This is a genomic window from Streptomyces sp. NPDC001985, assembly GCF_040296845.1.
Taxonomy (GTDB): Bacteria; Actinomycetota; Actinomycetes; order Streptomycetales; family Streptomycetaceae; genus Streptomyces.
Genome location: NZ_JBEOYB010000008.1, coordinates 50518 through 67820 on the forward strand (window position 1 = coordinate 50518; position 17303 = coordinate 67820).

The following is a 17303-nucleotide window of genomic DNA, read 5'->3' on the forward strand; positions in this document are numbered from 1 at the left end:
GCGGCCGAGTGGGGTGGGGCCGGCCGGGCCCCGGGCGGTCAGCTCTCCCAGACGGCGGCGGCGGTGCGGTCGTCGGCGTACCCCTTCACCCGGAGCTGGGTGTCCGCCAGGAAGGCGGCGAGTCCGGGCGGTTCGCCGGGGCCCGCCCAGCGCCGGGCCAGCTCGGCAGCGAGCCGCGGCTCGGAGCGCAGGGGGTCGGCGAGGCCGGGGCCGCAGAGCAGCAGGGTGTCACCGGGGCGGGCGGCCGAGGCCCGGAAGCGGAACGGCTCCGGGGTCCGGGGTTCCGGGGCGGGCGCGGTGGGTTCGATGTCCTGCCAGACGCCGCCGCGGAGGCGGAGGAGGGCGCCGGGGCCGACGCCGAAGAAGATCCGGGTGCGGCAGTCCGGGTCGGCGGAGAGCAGCAGACAGCGCAGCCCGGCGGTGTACTCGGCGGGGTCGACCCCGCGCTCGGCGGCGGTGGCCCGGAGCTTGCCGAGGCCGCGCTCGGTGAGGCGCTGGAGGCCGGACCTGAGGTCTCCGCGCCGCCCGGTCCTGATGTCCTCCGAGAGCCGGGCGTGGCTGCGGCCGATCGCGCCGCCGATCCAGCGGCAGGCGTCGGCGGCGGCGAGATGCGCCCCGGCGGTGCCCCGCGCCCCGCTCCCCACGGCGACCAGCACCAGCGCGGCGCTCCCGCTCCCGAACCGGGCGGTGAGCAGCGCTTCCCGCCGCACCTCCCCCCGGTACCGCGCCGAGTCGCCGCGCGCGGACACGGCCCGGAGCGTGCAGGTGCCGTACCGGGCCCCGTCGAGCACGGTGTCGGCGACCAGGTGCGGGAGGTTCTCGGGCGTGGCGGAGGGGAGGGCCGTCGGCTCGGCCTCGTAGGTGGGAGGCCCCTCGCCGACGTACCCCGGGGGGTGCGCCTCCGGCGCGGGGACGGGGATGGGCCCGGGGGCGCCCGGGGGCTGGGCCGCCTCAGGCGGGGGCGGCCACGGGCGGGACCCGGGGGCGCCCGCGCTCGGGGGCGCGGCCGGCGGCTGGGGCGCCTCCGGCGCGGGTGGTGACGGGCTCGGTTCGGAAGGGGTCTCCGGGGGTGGGGGTGGTGACGGGTGGGGGTCGAGCGGGGGTTCCCAGGGGGCCCGGTGGACGGGTGGGCGTATGGGTTCCGGGGCGGGGGCGGACATCGCGCCGAGGGCCGAGTCGAAGCGCGCCTCCAGGCTGTCCCCGCCCGTCTCGGGCGGTTCCGTCCCCGGGGCCGACTCCTCGTACAGCCGGTTCCACCAGTCGTCTGCGGCCTGCTGACTCATGCCCTTTATTGTCCACCGGGAGCGGGGTGGAGAAACAAGATCGCCCCAACTGGCCCCGGAACGCGCCCTCTTGTGCTCGGGGCCGCCCCGGGGTGCCCTCCCCCGGCCGGACGGGTGCCCCGGGCGGGGCATGATGTGCGGATCGGGAAGGGGAGGTCCGGGTGCTGGGAGCGATTGGTCTCGACGCGAGGCAGGAGTCCGCGTACCGCGCGCTGGTCGCGCTCGGAGCGGCGGAGGTGGCGGATCTCGCGCACCGTCTCGCCCTGCCGGAGACCGATACGGAGCGGGCGCTGCGCCGGCTGGAGCAGCAGGGGCTCGCGGCGCGGTCGTCGGCCGGCGCGGGGAGGTGGGTCGCGGCGCCGCCGGGGGTGGCGCTGGGGGCCCTGCTGAGCCGGCAGCGGCAGGAGCTGGAGCGGGCCGAGGTCGCGGCGACGGCGCTGGCCGAGGAGTACCGGGCCGAGGCCGCGGGGACGGCCGTGCACGATCTGGTGGAGGTGGTGACCGGGGCGAGCGCGGTCGCGCACCGGTCCGCGCAGTTGCGGCTGGGGGCGGCCGACGAGGTGTGCGCCCTGGTCACGGCGGCGGGCGCGTGGCCCGACCCGCCGCCCGGGGTGGCCTGCCGGGTGGTCGCCGAGCGGGACGCCCTGCCGGCCGGTCCCCCGGCGCCCGGCGGCCGGGGCCGGGTGCGGGTGGTGGACCGGGTGCCCAGCGCGCTGCTGGTGGTGGACCGGGCGCTGGCGATGATCCCGCTGACCCCCCGGGACGCGGAGCCCGCCGCGCTGGTGGTGCACGGCTGCGGGCTGCTGGAGTCGCTGCTCGGCCTCTTCGAGGCGGTGTGGCGGGAGGCACTGCCGCTGCGGCCCACGCCCGGCGGGTACGAGGAGACGGCGGCGGGCCCCGACGCGACGGATCTGGAGATCCTGTCGCTGCTGCTCGCCGGGATGACCGACGCCCGGGTGGCGAAACGTCTGGACCTGGGGCTGCGGACGGTGCAGCGCCGGGTGAAGGGGCTGATGGAGCTGACCGGGGTGACCACCCGGCTCCAGCTGGGCTGGCACGCGTACGCCCGGGGCTGGGTGGCGCGCGATCCGGCCGGGTGACGCCGGCCCGCCCCTGCGGGAACCGCCGGTTTCCCGCACCCTTGGCAGATGGGCGTGTGGCAGCTTCTGCTGGTCGGCCTGGTGATGGTGCTGGGCCTTGTGGGGGTCCTGGTGCCCGGTGTGCCCGGGCGGTGGCTGGTGTGGGCGGCGATGCTCTGGTGGTCGCTGCACGAACTCTCCCCGGCGGCCTGGGTGCTGCTGGTGGCCTCCACCGCGCTGCTGCTGGTGGACCAGGTCGTGGTGTGGCTGCTGCCGCCGCGGCGGCTGCGGGGCACCGGGATCACCCGGCGGATGGCGGTCTTCGCCGGGCTGGGGGCGGTGGTGGGTTTTGTCGTGCTGCCGGTGGTGGGGGCGATCCCCGGTTTCATCGGCGGGATCTACGGCACCGAGCGCCTCCGCCTCGGCGGCCACGGGCAGGCGGCGGCCTCCACCCGGGAGGTGATGCGGGCGGCCGGGACGAGTGTGCTGGTCGAGCTGTTCGCCTGTCTGGTGGTGGCGGGGGCGTGGCTGGTGGCCGTCCTGTGGACCTGAGCCCGGGAGGGCTGTGGGTCCGGTGGGGTCAGTCGGGTCAGTGGGACTCGGCGCGGACCCGGAGCCGGTCGAGGTCGACGGCGTCGGCCAGGGCCCGCATCCCGGCGTCGTTGAAGTGGAGATGGTCCCCGGGGTCGTAGGCGGGGTGGATACGGGTGGGGTGGGCCGGGTCGCGGACGGCGGCGTCGAAGTCGGCGACCGCGTCGAAGACCCCGCCGGTCCTGATGGTGTGGTTGATCTGCCGGCGGACCGCCTCACGGTCCTCGGTCCAGGCCGGGTTGCCGCCGAACGGGGCGATGGTGGCGCCGATGACCTGGATGCCGCGGGCGTGGGCCCGGCGGACGAGCTGCCGGTGGGCGGCGTCGAAGACGGCGGGGTCGCTCTGGACGGGGGTGTTCTTGATGTCGTTGACGCCCGCGAGCACGATCACGGTGCGCACCCCCGTACGGGAGAGCACATCGGCGTCGAAGCGGGCGAGCATGCTGGGCCCGGTGCCGTCCAGCAGCAGCCGGTTCCCGGCGATCCCCGCGTTGAGCACACCCGGGCGGCGGTGCGGGGGCAGTTCGCCGAGCCGGGCGGCGAGCCGGTCGGGCCAGCGGCGGTTGGCGCTGTTGGTGGAGCCCGAGCCGTCGGTGATGGAGTCGCCGAGTGCGACGACGCTGCCCGGGGTGCGGGGGCTGAGCACATCGACACCGGTGACGTAGTGCCAGGACCCGGTGGTGGTGGTGTAGGCCGCGCCGCCCTCGTCGGCGGTGCGGTCGCCGGCGCCCGGGGCGAGGAAGTTGGTCTGGACGGCGGACCGGTGCTGGGTCGCGGGGCCGGCGGCGGTGGGTGTGTAGACCGTGATCAGGAGGTTGGCGCCGGCGGGCACCGTCATGGGCACGGGGTCGGTGACCAGGTCCCGGCCGGTGGGGACGGTGACGGCGCGGGCGCCGTCGAAGTACGCCCGGCGCATGGTGCCGGGGGCCGCCTCGGGGCTCTTGGGCAGGCCCGGCCGCTGGAGGGCGATGGTGACCGCGCCGATGGGCAGGGGCGCGGTGCCGAAGCGGTTGGTGACCCTGACGCGGGCGGCCCCGCCGCCGACGCTGGTGTGCACCACATTGCGGATGGAGGTGCCGGGGAGCGCGGGGACGGCGTGCGAGGGCGAGGCCTGCCAGGTCCCGGCCCAGCCCCGGTGGTGCGCGGCGGCGGAGGCCCGGCCGGTGCCGCTGCCCGCGCCCTGGCCGTCCCGGGTGCCCGGTCCGGCGGAGAGGGTGCCCGACGGGGTGAGCAGAGTGAGTGTCACCGCTGCCACCGCAGTGGACAGCAGCCGCCGGGACGTGGTCATCAGCTCCGCCTGTTCGCCTCGGGGCCGACGGCCCGCAACCTCACCCGACTATACGAGTTCCACCGCGCGGTCGCGGTCACCGCCGGGACGGGCGGGGCGGCCGGTTCACCCGCTCCCACCTGGGGCGGAACGGACAGGAGCGGACTCGCGTATGACTGATGTCACGGGCCGGTACGGGCGGGACGGCGGTGCGGCGGCGGGACGGGGGCCCGGGGAAGCGGGTGGGGACGGCGGCCCCTCAAGACCCCCCAAGACCCCCCAAGACTCTCCAGGACCCCCAAGAGCCCGCACGGGCCCCGAACATGGGCCCCGAGGGCCCCGGGGTCCCGGGGAGGGCGGCGGGGCCGCCCGGGGAAGCGGGCGCTCCCCCGGGCGGGAGCCCCTACCGCAGCCGGCCGCGCTTGGCCTCCATCGCCGCCCGGCCCTCCGCGCCCTTGCGCCGCCACTCCCTGCGGAGTTCCGCGCGCACCCGGGCGTCGGTCTTGGCGACGATGTGCTGGTTCTCCCGCAGCAGCTTGCGGTAGCTCTCCAGCCGGCGTGCTCCGAGCGACCCGTCGGCCGCCGCGGCCAGCACCGCGCACCCCGGCTCGGCCTCGTGGGCGCAGTCGTGGAAGCGGCAGTTCCGGGCGAGTTCCTCGATCTCCGCGAAGACCTGCCCCACCCCGGCCCCGGCGTCGTAGAGCCCGACGCCCCGCAGTCCGGGCGTGTCGATGAGCACCCCGCCGCCGGGCAGGACCAGCAGATTGCGGGTCGTGGTGGTGTGCCGCCCCTTGCCGTCGATGTCCCGGATCGCCTGAACGTCCATCACATCGGTGCCGGTCAGCGTGTTGGCGAGGGTGGACTTGCCCGCGCCGGAGACTCCCAGCAGCACACTCGTGCCGCCGGAGACGGCCCCGGCCAGCTCGGCCGTCCCCTCGCCGTTCAGCGAACTGACGGCCAGCACCCGCACCCCGGGGGCGGTGTGCTCCACATCGCGGACCAGATGGGCCAGGCCCGCCGCGTCCGGGACGAGGTCGGCCTTGGTGAGCACGACGATCGGCTGGGCGCCGCTCTCCCAGGCCAGGGCCAGAAAGCGCTCGATCCGTCCGAGGTCGAGTTCGACGGCGAGGGAGACCGCGATGACGGCGTGGTCGACGTTGGCGGCGAGGATCTGCCCCTCGGAGCGCTTGGACGAGGTGGAGCGCACGAAGGCGGTGCGGCGCGGCAGATACGTCCGTACGAAGAGGGGGTCGCCGGCGGGGTCGACGGCGGCCCAGTCACCGGTGCAGATGACCCGCAGCGGGTCGTGCGGGGTGACGAAGGCGGTGTCGGCGCGGACCGGTCCGGCGGCGGTGAGCACATCGCAGTGCCCTCGGTCGACGCGGACCACCCGGCCGGGCAGCAGCCCCTGGGCGGCGTACGGGGCGAACGCGGCGGCCCACCGCCCGTCCCAGCCGTAGGGGGCGAGGGCGTGCGGGGTGCCGGGGCGGGACGGCGCGTCGGAGGAGGTGTGGGACAAGGGGAGACCCTTCGGAGGGTGGCCCCGGCGGCGCGCTCGGCGCGCGGAGTGTGTACGGGTGTCAGCCGGAGACCACGGGGATGGGAACGATGAACTCCTGAATACGGGCGGAGCCCGTCACCGTGACAGTCATCACCGTCGTCACCTCCTGCTTTCCGCTGTGGACCGATGAACCGGACCCGGGGCGGCACAGAGCCTCCCGGGGGGAACGGAGTGAAGGCTAACCGTGCCGGCGCACGGGTGCCAGTCATTTCCCGGGAGCGGGCTTTCGTCACGCGGGGCGGGGCCCGCTCCGGATTCCGTCACGCCGCGGCGTTCCGTCGCGTGGCTGGCCGAGGGCCGCGGGCGGCCCGGCCGGCGGGCGGTTCCTTTGACATCGAGCCGACTTCACGGGCCAGGATCTGAGCCGGACCGGCCCAACCGCGGGGGAGCACGACAGCGATGTGCAGGAACACGGCAGAGAGGTTCGATCGTGGGAACAGTGGAGTACACGGAGACCGTGGTGATCGGCGGTGGCCAGCAGGGGTGCGGCGTGGCCGCGGCCCTCGGGGAGGTGGGCCGGGAGGCGCTCGTCCTGGAACGGGGCGAGATCGGTCAGGCCTGGGCGCACGAGCGCTGGGACAGCCTGCTCGTGGGCAGCGGCAATCGAACGGTCCGCTTCCCCGGCTGGGAGTACGACGGCGACGATCCCGACGGTTTCATGCCGGGGCGGGAGCTGGCCGGGCATCTGCGGGACTACGCGAAGGAGCGGAATCTGCGGGTGCGGGAGCACACGGCCGTCCGGGAGGTCGAGTGTCCCCCGGACGCCGGTGACCGCGACGAGGTGCGGTTCAGGGCGCGGCTGTCCTCGGGGGATGTCGTCGAGTCCCGCAATCTGGTGGCGGCGATGGGCGGATACGCGGCCCCCCGGGTGCCCGCTCCCGCGTCCGATGTCGACCCGTCCGTGCGGCAGATGCACTCGCGGTTCTACCGCAACCCCGGGTCCCTGCCGGGCGGGGCGGTGCTCGTGGTGGGCGCGGGCATCAGCGGTCAGCAGATCGCCGACGAACTCGCGGACGCCGGGCGCGAGGTGTTCCTGTCGGTCGGCCGGCACCAGGCGTGGCCGCGCCACTACCGGGGCCGCAGCCTCCACGAGTGGATGTTCGTGTTCCCTCTGTACGAGGAGTACATCACCCCGGAAGGCGTCGACTCGGGCGCGCTGCCGGGTCTGGGGGTGGCCTCCGTGAAGGCCGGGAGCAGCGATCTCAATCTCGGCACGCTGGCGGAGAAGGGAGTCGTCCTCGTCGGTTCGGTCCGCGCGGCCGACCGGCGGGTCCTGCGGCTGGAGGACAATGTCACCGCGATCGCCCGGGAGTCGTCCCGTTCGTTCCGGCGGGTCATCGACACCATCGACGCCGGTATCCGCGGCCGGGGTTTCGTGGTGCCGGAGGAGACTCCGGCGCCCTGTGTCCGCCTGGACCACCTCTCCGATTACGGGGACACCCTCGATCTGGCCCGGCACGACATCACGACGATCATCTGGTGCACCGGCTTCGGGCCGGACTACCGGATTCTGCCGGACCGGCTGCTCGACGACCGAGGGGCGCCCCTCCAGGAGAAGGGCGTCCTCGGCACGGTCCCCGGGCTGTACTACGCGGGGCTCCCGGACGGGAACTCTCTCGCCCCGGTCGCCATCGCGGCCAGTGTCGAGAACGGGCGGTTCATCGCGCGCCAGATCCACATCGACCACGTCCTGAGGTCCGGCTCCGGGAAGACCTTCCTCACTCCCTGAGCGCCGCGCCCCGGGCCGGCCGGCCCGGGGCGCCTTCCCGGGGGGCGCGCCCGGGGGCCGGGGGCCACCCGGACGACGGAGGGCGCCCATCGATCCGCCCCCTCCGTGTGGCGGGCCCTCAGAAACGCCCATAGCGTCGCTTTATGGCACAACGACAAAAAAACTATGGAAAACCATTCGGATGCGCCCTGGGGATCGCCGCCGCCGTGGCCGGGGTGATCGGCGCCGCACCGGCGGGCGGCGGTGGCACGACCCACACCGTGCGCGCCGGGGAGTCGATCCAGGCGGCGGTCGACGCCGCGAGGCCCGGGGACACGGTGGTCGTGCGCCCGGGGACGTACCGCGAGAGCGTGCTCGTCACCACCGACCGGCTGACCCTGCGCGGCTCGGGCCCCGGGACCGTGCTGCTGCCCGCGACGGACCGCTCGCTCGCCGCGAACAGCTGCGCGCGCGAGGGGCACGGCATCTGTGTGACCGGCACCGGGGAGGCGGACACCGCGCGGGTGTCGGTCCGCTCGCTGACCCTGCGGGGGTTCAGCCGGCACGGGCTGTGGGCCTCCCGCACCGACCGGCTCTCCGTCCGGCAGGTAACCGCCGAGGAGAACGGGATCTGGGGGATCGCCCAGCAGCGCTCCACCCGGGCGTCGTTCCGGGAGAACACGGTGCGGGGGAACGGCGACGCGGGCATCTTCCTCGCCAACGCCGTGGACGCCGAGGGCGGCGCGACCGACCAGGGCGGTGCGGTGATCGCCGACAACAGGGCGACCGGGAACCGGATCGGCCTGACGGTGCGGCGGGTCCGGAATCTCACCGTCCGGGGCAATGAGCTCTCCGCGAACTGCGCCGGGATGTTCATCGTCGGCGACGAGTCCAGGCCCGCCGCCGGGGCGATGACCGTCCGCTCCAACACGGTCTCCGGGAACAACCGGCTCTGTCCGGCGACCCCGAGGCTCCCCGCCATCCAGGGCTCCGGGATCGTCCTCACCGGCTCCGAGGCCACCGTCGTCCGGGGCAACACGGTCCGCGACAACGTGGGTGCCGCGCCGATGTCCGGCGGGATCGTGCTCTTCGAGTCGATGGTCGGCGCGGCCAACACCGACAACGTCGTCGAGCACAACACGGTGACGGGCAACGCCAGGGCCGATCTGGTCCACCGGGGCGGCGGCAGCGGCAACCGGTTCGCCCGGAACTCCTGCGCGTCGTCCGAGCCCGCCGGAATGTGCTGACCCGGGGCCCGGGGCCGCCGGGCCCGCCCCTCCCACCCGCCGAAGGATTCGAGGCCCCATGACCACCCTCAGTACCCGACCGTTCCCGACCGCCCCCGCCGACGGTGCCGCCGCCCCTCCCCCGGGCATGCGGATGCGCGAACTCGTCTTCGGCGCGGCCGTCGCCGCCGCCGTGCGGGCCGCCGCCCGGCTCGGGGTCGCCGACGCGCTCGGCGACGTCCCCGCGAGCGCGGAGAAGCTGGCCTCGGCGGTCCGCGCCGAACCCCGGCCGCTGCGCCGGCTGCTGCGCGCCCTGTCCTGCCACGGTGTCTTCGAGGAGCGGCCGGACGGCACCTTCGGCCACACCGAGATGTCCCGGATGCTCCGCGAGGACGATCCGCAGAGCCTGCGCTGGATCGCCCTGTGGTGCACCGAGCCCTGGACCTGGGCCGCCTGGCCCAGGCTGGACGACGCCGTGCGCGCGGACGGCGGCCCGGTCTTCCAGGACCTCTTCGGCAAGGGCTTCTTCGAGTATCTGCACCAGGACGCCGGCGAGTCGGCCCAGGTGTTCAACCGGGCCATGACCACCTCCAGCCGGCAGTCCGCGCTGGAGGTGGCCGAGCTGCTCGACCTCACCGGGGTCGGCTCGGTCGCCGACATCGGCGGCGGCCAGGGGCATGTGCTGGCGAGCCTCCTGGAGAAGCACCCCGGGGTGAGCGGCACCCTCCTGGATCTGCCCGATGTGGTGGCGAAGGCCGACCCCCGGCTGCTCGACGGCGGGGCGCTGGCCGGGCGGGTGAGCGTCGTGCCCGGCGACTGCCGCCGGGAGATCCCGGTCGGCGCGGATCTCTACATCATCAAGAACATCCTGGAGTGGGACGACGACAGCACCCACGCCACCCTCCGCAATGTGGTGGCGGCGGCCCGTCCCGGGGCGCGGGTCGTGGTGATCGAGAACCTGGTGGACGACACCCCGTCGATGAAGTTCACCACCGCGATGGATCTGCTGCTGCTGCTCAATGTGGGCGGCGCCAAGCACACCCGGGAGTCCATGGTGGAGCGGATGACCCGGGCGGGGCTGCCGCCCGGCTCGGTCCGCCCGGTGAACTCCTATCTCCACGCGTTCGAGGCCGTGGTCGCGGAGGAGGGCACCGGCCTCGGCACGGACCCCTCGGCCCAGGAGGCGGTGGCGGCCGTACCCGGGTGAACCACCGCCGCGTCCCGGGTGCGCGAAGGCGCCCCGGGCCCCTTCCGGGGTCCGGGGCGCCTTCGCGCCGCGCGGTGGTCAACCCGGCGGGGACCAGGTGTAGAAACGGTGGGCCATGGCGTCCTTCGGGCCCTGCCAGGTCTCCGGGTCGTACGGGCTGATGTACGCGTTCAGCCGGTCGCTGAGGTCCCGGAACTCGGGGTGTTCGACCACCTTCGCCACGGCGGGCCCGGGCGGCCGGTCCGACTCGATCAGATGCAGATACACATCGCCGAACTGGAAGAGGCTGCGCCGTCTCACTCCGACGAGCCGCGGCAGTTCGCCCTCGTCGGACGCGGCGAACAGCTCGGCGATGCCATCGGCCGACTCGGGCGCCATCCGGGCCACGATCAGGGCCTGGTGCGGGTAGTGGGCAGGCTGGGACACGGTCGGTCGCCTCCCCGCTCAGCCGGCGGCGGGGGCCGCCGCGCGGCGCTCCCGGTCCCGCTGCTCGATCTTGTCCCGGATCAGCGCCATCTGGACCTTGGAGTTGCGGTTGATGTTGTCGGTCATCCAGTCGTCGTCGACCGGGGCGTCCGGCTTCATCGCGAAATCCTGCCGCCAGTGCATCCGGGTGCCGCCGGGCACCTCGGAGAACTCCCAGTGGATGTCCATGTGCTGGAACGGCCCGGTCTCCACCCGCCGGGCGCGCACCGTGCGGCTCTCCCGGTCGGGGGTGCGCTCGGAGACCCAGCTCCACACCTTCCCGTTCTCGTCGGGGTGCATGGTCAGCCGGAAGGTGGTGGTGTCGCCCCTGCGCTCCAGCACCTCGACCGAGGCGTACTCGCTGAAGAGCTGGGGCCAGTTCTCCAGGTCGTTGGTGATGTCCCAGACGACGTCCAGGGGGGCTCTGACGGTGATCTCGTTCTCGGTGTGTCCGGGCACTTCAGGCTCCGCTCTTGGTCAGGGACGTGTTCACGAGGTCGAGGAACTCGCGCGGGGTCGCGCACTTCTCCGCGTCCTGCGGCATCGGGGTGCCGTGCCGGTTCTCCAGCGCGGCGACGATGCCGAGCAGGCCGAGCGAGTCCAGGCCGTACTCCTCGAAGGAGGTGTCCGGGTGGTCCGCCAGCTCGGCCGGATCGACGGGGATGCCGGCGTTCTGCCGCATCAGTCCGGCCAGTTCCTCCGGGGTCACTGCGTCTGTCATGCGTTCTCTCCTTGTCGGGTGGGGTTCCGGGGCGGTGGCGCGGGGGCCGCGCTGCGCAGCACGAGTGCCGCGTTGGAGCCCATGAGCCCCCGGCTGAGGACCAGGGCCGTGCGCAGCGGCGCCCGGCGGGCCTTGCCGGTGACGACATCGATGTCGTGGCAGACGTCGAAGACATTGGGCGTGGGCGGTACGACTCCGTGCTCCATGGCCATGACGGCGGCGGCCACATCGAGCACCGGCCCGCCGCAGTAGGCCCGGCCGGTGCCGGTCTTGGGCGCGGTGACGGGCACCCGCCGGCCGTGCTGGCCCAGGGCGTCGGTGATCGCCAGCGCCTCGGCGCGGTCGGCCTCGGGCACACCGAGGGCGTCGGCGAAGACCACATCGATCTCCTCCGGCGCGCAGTCCGCCTCCCTCAGGGCGCCCTGGATGGCCCGGGCGAGGCCCTCCCGGGAGTCCTGCCAGCGGGAGGGGCCGCTGAAGGTGGCCGCGTGCCCGGCGATCCTGGCGCGCGGCCGGGCGCCCCGGCGCAGCGCCGCCGACTCCTCCTCGACCACGAGCATCGCACCGCCCTCGGCGGGTACGAAGCCGCAGGCCTCGGTGGTGAAGGGCCGGTAGGCGCGGGTGGGGTCCTCGCTGGTGCTCAGGTCCTCGTAGCCGAGCTGGCAGACGACCGAGTAGGGCGCGAGGGGGGCCTCGGCGGAGCCGACGACGACGGCGTCGGTGCCGCGCCGGATCGCCCCGGCGGCGTGGGCGAAGGCGTCGAGGCCGCCGGCCTCGTCGCTGCACACCACCCCGCAGGGCCCCTTGAAGCCGCCCCGGATGGAGATCTGGCCGGTGCTGGCGGCGTAGAACCAGGCGATGGACTGGTAGGGGCCGACGAAACGGGGGCTGTTGCCCCACAGGGCCTGGAGTTCGCGCTGGCCGAACTCGCCGCCGCCGGAGCCCGACGCGGTGACCACCCCGACGCCGAAGGGCGAGCCCTCGTAGTCGGCGCGGCCCAGCCGGGCGTCCGCGAGGGCGAGATCGGCGGCGGCCATGGCGAAGTGGGTGAACCGGTCGGTCTGGACCAGGAAGCGGTCCTCGACCAGGGTGTCCGGCTCCAGGTCGCGGACCTCGCCGCCGACGCGGAGCGGCAGGTGTTCACAGCCCTCGCGGGTGATCCGGTCGAGGACGCTGATGCCCTCCTGGGTGGATTTCCAGAAGACGTCCGCGCCGATGCCGTTGGGGGCGATGACGCCGATCCCGGTGATGACGGTCCGCCGGCCGCCGCGGTCCGGGCTCCCGCTCGGGTCGCGGCTGCGCCGGGTTCGGGTGGTGCTCATCGTGGCCTCCCACTGAGTCGGCTCATGACGACCGCTGACTGGAATCCGCCGAACCCGCTGCCGACGGAGAGCACATGGCGCAGCTTCCGGGACCGGGCGGTGCGCGGTACGTAGTCCAGGTCGCACTCGGGGTCGGGGGTCTCGTAGTTGGCCGTCGGCGGCACCGTCTGCCGGTCCATGGCCAGCACACAGGCCACCAGCTCGATCGCCCCGATCGCGCCCAGGGAGTGGCCCACCATGGATTTGATGGAGCTCATCGGGGTCCGGTAGGCGTGCTGTCCGAGCGAGCGCTTCACGGCGGCGGTCTCGTGGCGGTCGTTCTGCTTGGTGCCCGAGCCGTGCGCGTTGACGTAGTCGATCCTCGTGCCGTCGAGCCGGGCGTGGGCGAGCGCGGTGTCGATGGCGCGGGCCATCTCCAGCCCCTCGGGGGTCAGCCCGGTCATGTGGTAGGCGTTGCCGAAGGTGGCGTAGCCGCCGATCTCGCAGTACACGGTGGCACCGCGGGCTCGGGCGTGCTCCAGCTCCTCCAGGACCAGGACGGCACCGCCCTCGCCCATGACGAACCCGTCGCGGTGGGCGTCGAACGGCCGGGAGGCGTGCTCCGGGTCGTCGTTGTTGGGCGAGGTGGCCTTGATGGCGTCGAAGCAGGCCACGGTGATCGGGGATATCGGGGAGTCCGACGCGCCGGCGACGCAGATGTCGGCGCGGCCCTCCTCGATGGCGTGGAAGGCGTAGCCGACGGCGTCCAGGCCGGAGGTGCAGCCGGTGGAGACGGTCTGCACGGGTCCGTGGGCGCCGATCTGCTCGGCGACGGCGGAGGCGAGGGTGCTGGGCGAGAAGGCGCGGTGGAGGTGGGCCCCGGCAGGGCGGTGGTCCACGTCCCAGCGGGCACCGGCCGAGGAGACGGCGACATAGTCGTGTTCCAGCCGGGTGGTGCCGCCGACCGCGGTGCCCAGGGAGACACCGATGCGCCAGGGGTCCTCGCGTTCGGGGTCGAGCCCCGCGTCCCGTATCGCCTCCCGGGCCGCCACCAGGGCGAATTGGATGTACCGGTCCGAGCGGGCGGTGTCCTCGGGGGCGAGGCCGTGCTCGGCGGGGTCGAAGTCGACCTCGGCGGCGATCCGGGAGCGGAACCCCTCCGGGTCGAAGAGGGTGATGCCGCGGGTCGCGGTGCGCCCGTTCGCCAGCAGGTCCCAGAACGCCGGGGCGCCGACACCGCCGGGGGCGACGACGCCGACCCCGGTGACCGCCACCCGCCGGTTCACGACACTGCCCCGGAACGTTCCGGCGGACCGCCGGGGGCCGAGGCCTGTTCGGTGCCCTCGGTGTCGACATGGCCGAGTTCGGGGCGGGGCGCGAGGGGGCCGAGGTGGAAGACCATCCGGGCCTCGGTGTCACCGACGTTGCGGAACCGGTGGCGCACATTCAGCGGGATCATCAGCCCCTGGTCGGGGCGCATGGAGTGGGTGACACCCTCCAGATCCACTTCCAGGAGCCCGCTGACCACATAGACGAACTCCTCCGAGTAGGGGTGGTAGTGCTCGCCGATGCGCTCACCGGGCTGGACGATGGCCAGGCCCATGAAGCCGCTGGTGGCGCCGACCGCCGTGGGGGTGAGCATGGCGCGCAGATCGCCGCCGCGCCGGGTGTTGGGCTGGGTCTCGCTGAGGTCCACGATGCGTGGGCTGTGCGTGGTCATACTGCTTTCCTCCAGTTGGCCCCGGTGGGCCTGGCGGTGCGGGGGTACGCGGGTCAGGACTCGGGCGCCGCGAGCCGGTCGGTGATCAGCTGCATGTCGGAGCCGGCGACGGAGCGGGCGATGTCGGCCTGGGTGCCCCGGGCGATGGCGTCCCCGTCGATGAGCAGCCGGCCGAGGATGGCGGCCTTGCGGGGGCCCCGGACACCGAGCGCGAGCGCCGGGTGGTCGTCGAGGGGGCCGTTGACGTCGATGAGCCGGACCACGATGTCGTCGCGCTGGAAGACCGTGCTGCCGACGATGGGGTTGTGCGGGTCCTCGGCCGCCGCCTCGTCCTGCCGGGAGAGCAGCCGGGCGACCGCGAGGCCGCACTCCTCCTTCGCCCGGTAGAGCAGGGCGTGCCGGTTCACATCGTTGGGTCCCGGCCCCTCGGCGGCGACATGGTGCACCGCGGGGAGCGCGGCGCGGGTGAAGAAGAGCCGGGCGGAGTTGGCGTCGTCCAGGTCCCGGTCCTGCTCCAGATAGGGGTTGATGGCCTCTTCCACGGCCCGTACCTCGGGCTGCCGGGCGACATGGCGCAGGGCGGCCATCAGGTCGCCCTGGACCTCGATGGCCCGCACCACCCGGTTGCCCTGCATGAAGAGGGAGGTGCGGCGCAGCCGGGTCTGGTCGTCGACCCGGGAGGACGGCGAGGTGTAGCCGGCGAGGATCTTCGCCACGGCCTTCTCGCTGCCGGGCTTGACGGTGAAGGTCAGGGCGTGGCGCACCACTCCGTCGCCGACCCGGGGGGAGGGCTGGAGGCCGCCCCTGGGCTGCTGCTCGGGGGTGGTGCTGAAGGCCTGGCCGGTCTCGCGCAGCACACTGAACCGCAGCGACCTGGTGTCGCGCACACAGCTGTGCAGCGGCAGGACGGTCTCCACGTGCTCCTCGCTGTTCACCCAGGCGAGGAACGGCGGCGCGCTCTCCCACTCGCTGGTGATCAGCCACTGGGAGGGGTTCTCGATGGACTGGCAGAGCTGGTCGCTGATGTGGCCGGGTACGGAGGCGACATGGTTGCGCATGTGCTCGTACGCCTCCAGGAACTGCTTCTGGGCCCCGTCGTAGAGATCCAGCAGCAGTACGACCCGGAGCCTCGACCCGTCGAAGGCGGACTGCGATATGCGTTCCGACAAGGTGGTCATCCCTGTTCACACTCCTTCGCGACCGCGCCGCCGCCACGGACATGGCCCGTCGTCAGTCGTCATCCGGTATCCGCCGCGGGGCGGTGGTCGGCCGCCGCGCGGTGCGCGTGATCACCCCTGGCGCGGGGCGCTCCCGTGCACCGATCGTGGTCCGGTACCACCTGTGGCGCGAGAGATGGGCACCATGCGAGTGAATGGGCGGGGGAAGGCCCGTCGCGACGGGCACACAGATTCCATGCATGGGACCACTGAGAGAGCCAAGAACACCGGGACCCCAGATGTCCGGGTGCCGATCCTGATCGTGGGCGGGTCCCTGGTGGGCCTGTCCACCTCGATGTTCCTGAGCCGGCACGGCATCGGACATCTGCTGGCCGAGAAGCACGCGGGCACCTCCACCCATCCGCGCGGACGGGGGATCAACGTCCGGTCGATGGAGCTGTTCCGCCGCGCCGGGGTGGAGCGGGAGATCCGCGAGGCCGCCGCCGTCCTCGCCGGCAACCATGGAATCCTCCAGGCCGGATCGCTGACCGGCGAGGACCAGGAGTGGCTGTTCCGGGAGATCGACCCGGGCGGCGGACTGGCCCGGATCAGCCCGTCCACCTGGTGTCTGTGCAGCCAGAACGACATCGAGCCGGTGCTCGCCGCCCGTTCCCGGCAGGAGGGCGCCGATCTGCGGTTCGGCACCGAGCTGCTCTCCTTCGAGCAGGACGCCACGGGGGTGACGGCGCTGATCGAGGAGCGGTCGTCGGGTGAGCGGACCACCGTGCGGGCGGACTATCTGGTCGCCGCCGACGGGCCGCGCAGCCCGGTCCGCGAGCAGTTGCGCATCGGCCAGAGCGGCAACGGCGAGCTGTTCCACAACGTGAGCCTGACGTTCACCTCGCGGCAGCTCGTCTCCATCGTCGGGGACCGCCGCTTCATCGTCTGCTATCTGACCGCGCCGGGGGCCGACGGGGCGCTGCTGCCGGTGGACAACGCCGAGCGCTGGGTCTTCCACGCGCCCTGGCACCCGGAGCGGGGCGAGCGGCTGGAGGACTTCACCGACGACCGCTGCCGGGACCACATCCGCCGTGCGGTGGGCGCTCCGGAGCTGGATGTGGAGATCACCGGCAAGGCGCCCTGGCACGCCGCCGAACGGGTGGCCCGGCGGTACTCGGTCGGACGGGTGTTCCTCGCCGGTGACGCGGCCCACGAGATGTCCCCCACCGGCGCCTTCGGCTCCAACACGGGCATCCAGGACGCCCACAACCTGGCCTGGAAACTGGCGGCGGTGCTCCGCGGATGGGCCGGGGCGGCGCTGCTGGACAGCTACGGCGAGGAGCGGCAGCCGGTGGCGAAGGCGACGGGTGAGCGGGCGTCCGCCCGTTCGGCGGAGCACAGCCACCCCGGTTACGAGGCCCCGGCGGTGCCCGGCGGGCGGCAGGGCGGGGTGCTGACGGTGGCCCTGGGGTACGGCTATCCCCGGGGCGCGGTCGTCGGTGTCGACCCGGCGCGTCCGGTCGTACCGGAGCGGATGTCGCTGACGGGCGAGCCCGGCACCCGCGCGCCGCATCTGTGGGTGCGCCGGCAGGGCGAACGGATGTCGACCCTCGATCTGTACGAGCGCTCACTCGTTCTGCTCTGCGGGGAGGGCGCGGTGTGGCACGACGCCGCGCACAAGGCCGCGGCGCGGCTCTCCGTACCGCTGGACGTGTACGCCATCGGGGACGGGCCGCTGGCGGAGCTGGTGCCGGAGGAGGGCTGCGACTGGACCGGGACGCACGGCACGACGGCCGAGGGCGCGCTGCTGGTGCGTCCGGACGGCTTCGTGGCCTGGCGCTCCGCGGGTGGCGCGCTCGACCCGGAGAAGGCGGTGGCCGAGGCGCTGGCGCAGGTGCTGCGGCTGGGCGTGTCGGGGCAGCACCAGGACTGAGCGGCCCCCGGACGGCCCGGCGGACGCGCCTTCCGGAGGTCGCACGCGTACGGAGATTTGCGCAAAGACATCGCGCGTGTGACC

General features: G+C 74.0%; 16 protein-coding genes. 6 read left to right on the top strand and 10 right to left on the bottom strand.

Translation table 11 applies throughout. The features are described 5' to 3' along the window. Positions 1-38: 38 nt before the first annotated feature. Positions 39-1283: a protein phosphatase 2C domain-containing protein gene (locus ABT122_RS05260; RefSeq protein WP_351545596.1), complete on the bottom strand. Its 1245-nt coding sequence runs from the start codon at positions 1281-1283 to the stop codon at positions 39-41. A gap of 161 nt (positions 1284-1444) precedes the next feature. Here ABT122_RS05260 and ABT122_RS05265 point away from each other — a divergent pair, with 161 nt between their 5' ends. Next, positions 1445-2383, top strand: a complete 939-nt coding sequence (locus ABT122_RS05265; protein ID WP_351545599.1) for a helix-turn-helix domain-containing protein — start codon at positions 1445-1447, stop codon at positions 2381-2383. 48 nt (positions 2384-2431) lie between these two features. Continuing rightward, positions 2432-2914, top strand: coding sequence for a DUF456 domain-containing protein (locus tag ABT122_RS05270; protein ID WP_351545602.1), 483 nt, complete (start codon positions 2432-2434; stop codon positions 2912-2914). A 37-nt stretch (positions 2915-2951) separates the two neighbouring features. On the opposite strand, the gene ABT122_RS05275 is transcribed toward ABT122_RS05270, so the two are convergent. Further along, positions 2952-4241 (bottom strand): SGNH/GDSL hydrolase family protein, encoded by a 1290-nt coding sequence (locus ABT122_RS05275; protein ID WP_351545604.1) that lies wholly within the window; start codon positions 4239-4241, stop codon positions 2952-2954. A 382-nt stretch (positions 4242-4623) separates the two neighbouring features. Then, complete coding sequence (rsgA, locus tag ABT122_RS05280) at positions 4624-5739, bottom strand: ribosome small subunit-dependent GTPase A (RefSeq protein WP_351545606.1); 1116 nt, start codon at positions 5737-5739, stop codon at positions 4624-4626. A gap of 472 nt (positions 5740-6211) precedes the next feature. Here rsgA and ABT122_RS05285 point away from each other — a divergent pair, with 472 nt between their 5' ends. From ABT122_RS05285 to ABT122_RS05295, 3 genes are all read left to right on the top strand, one after another. After that, positions 6212-7510, top strand: coding sequence for a flavin-containing monooxygenase (locus ABT122_RS05285; protein WP_351545609.1), 1299 nt, complete (start codon positions 6212-6214; stop codon positions 7508-7510). A 143-nt stretch (positions 7511-7653) separates the two neighbouring features. Next, on the top strand, positions 7654-8736 hold the full coding sequence (locus ABT122_RS05290) for a right-handed parallel beta-helix repeat-containing protein (RefSeq protein WP_351545612.1): 1083 nt from the start codon (positions 7654-7656) through the stop codon (positions 8734-8736). 58 nt (positions 8737-8794) lie between these two features. Further along, positions 8795-9922, top strand: coding sequence for a methyltransferase (locus tag ABT122_RS05295; RefSeq protein WP_351545615.1), 1128 nt, complete (start codon positions 8795-8797; stop codon positions 9920-9922). Positions 9923-10000: 78 nt separating this feature from the next. On the opposite strand, the gene ABT122_RS05300 is transcribed toward ABT122_RS05295, so the two are convergent. The 7 genes from ABT122_RS05300 to ABT122_RS05330 are packed head-to-tail and all read right to left on the bottom strand — an operon-like array spanning position 10001 to position 15307. Continuing rightward, entirely contained in the window at positions 10001-10348 is a 348-nt protein-coding gene (locus ABT122_RS05300; protein WP_351545618.1) for a TcmI family type II polyketide cyclase, read from the bottom strand. Between the two features lie 18 nt (positions 10349-10366). After that, the gene (locus ABT122_RS05305; RefSeq protein ID WP_351545621.1) at positions 10367-10846 is read right to left on the bottom strand and encodes an SRPBCC family protein; all 480 of its coding nucleotides are present in this window, start codon (positions 10844-10846) and stop codon (positions 10367-10369) included. Position 10847: 1 nt separating this feature from the next. Further along, positions 10848-11108, bottom strand: coding sequence for an acyl carrier protein (locus ABT122_RS05310; RefSeq protein WP_351545624.1), 261 nt, complete (start codon positions 11106-11108; stop codon positions 10848-10850). Then, a complete protein-coding gene (locus ABT122_RS05315) occupies positions 11105-12430 on the bottom strand; it encodes a ketosynthase chain-length factor (protein WP_351545627.1) in 1326 nt (441 codons plus the stop codon). Before ABT122_RS05315 ends, ABT122_RS05310 begins: the two co-directional genes overlap by 4 nt. After that, positions 12427-13695, bottom strand: coding sequence for a beta-ketoacyl-[acyl-carrier-protein] synthase family protein (locus tag ABT122_RS05320; protein ID WP_351545630.1), 1269 nt, complete (start codon positions 13693-13695; stop codon positions 12427-12429). Before ABT122_RS05320 ends, ABT122_RS05315 begins: the two co-directional genes overlap by 4 nt. Next, positions 13692-14129: a cupin domain-containing protein gene (locus ABT122_RS05325; protein ID WP_351545632.1), complete on the bottom strand. Its 438-nt coding sequence runs from the start codon at positions 14127-14129 to the stop codon at positions 13692-13694. Before ABT122_RS05325 ends, ABT122_RS05320 begins: the two co-directional genes overlap by 4 nt. Before the next feature lie 53 nt (positions 14130-14182). Then, the gene (locus ABT122_RS05330; RefSeq protein WP_351545635.1) at positions 14183-15307 is read right to left on the bottom strand and encodes a SchA/CurD-like domain-containing protein; all 1125 of its coding nucleotides are present in this window, start codon (positions 15305-15307) and stop codon (positions 14183-14185) included. Positions 15308-15542: 235 nt separating this feature from the next. Here ABT122_RS05330 and ABT122_RS05335 point away from each other — a divergent pair, with 235 nt between their 5' ends. Beyond that, positions 15543-17219, top strand: coding sequence for an FAD-dependent oxidoreductase (locus ABT122_RS05335; protein ID WP_351545638.1), 1677 nt, complete (start codon positions 15543-15545; stop codon positions 17217-17219). Positions 17220-17303: the final 84 nt, after the last annotated feature.

What these genes read in the sequence shown, in the direction of transcription:
- ABT122_RS05335 (WP_351545638.1), top strand. Translation starts at nt 15,543, where the DNA reads ATGCATGGGACCACTGAGAGAGCCAAGAACACCGGGACCCCAGATGTC.
- ABT122_RS05260 (WP_351545596.1), bottom strand. Translation starts at nt 1,283, where the DNA reads ATGAGTCAGCAGGCCGCAGACGACTGGTGGAACCGGCTGTACGAGGAG.
- ABT122_RS05315 (WP_351545627.1), bottom strand. Translation starts at nt 12,430, where the DNA reads ATGAGCACCACCCGAACCCGGCGCAGCCGCGACCCGAGCGGGAGCCCG.
- ABT122_RS05330 (WP_351545635.1), bottom strand. Translation starts at nt 15,307, where the DNA reads ATGACCACCTTGTCGGAACGCATATCGCAGTCCGCCTTCGACGGGTCG.
- ABT122_RS05270 (WP_351545602.1), top strand. Translation starts at nt 2,432, where the DNA reads ATGGGCGTGTGGCAGCTTCTGCTGGTCGGCCTGGTGATGGTGCTGGGC.
- ABT122_RS05275 (WP_351545604.1), bottom strand. Translation starts at nt 4,241, where the DNA reads ATGACCACGTCCCGGCGGCTGCTGTCCACTGCGGTGGCAGCGGTGACA.
- ABT122_RS05295 (WP_351545615.1), top strand. Translation starts at nt 8,795, where the DNA reads ATGACCACCCTCAGTACCCGACCGTTCCCGACCGCCCCCGCCGACGGT.
- ABT122_RS05310 (WP_351545624.1), bottom strand. Translation starts at nt 11,108, where the DNA reads ATGACAGACGCAGTGACCCCGGAGGAACTGGCCGGACTGATGCGGCAG.
- ABT122_RS05290 (WP_351545612.1), top strand. Translation starts at nt 7,654, where the DNA reads ATGGCACAACGACAAAAAAACTATGGAAAACCATTCGGATGCGCCCTG.
- ABT122_RS05325 (WP_351545632.1), bottom strand. Translation starts at nt 14,129, where the DNA reads ATGACCACGCACAGCCCACGCATCGTGGACCTCAGCGAGACCCAGCCC.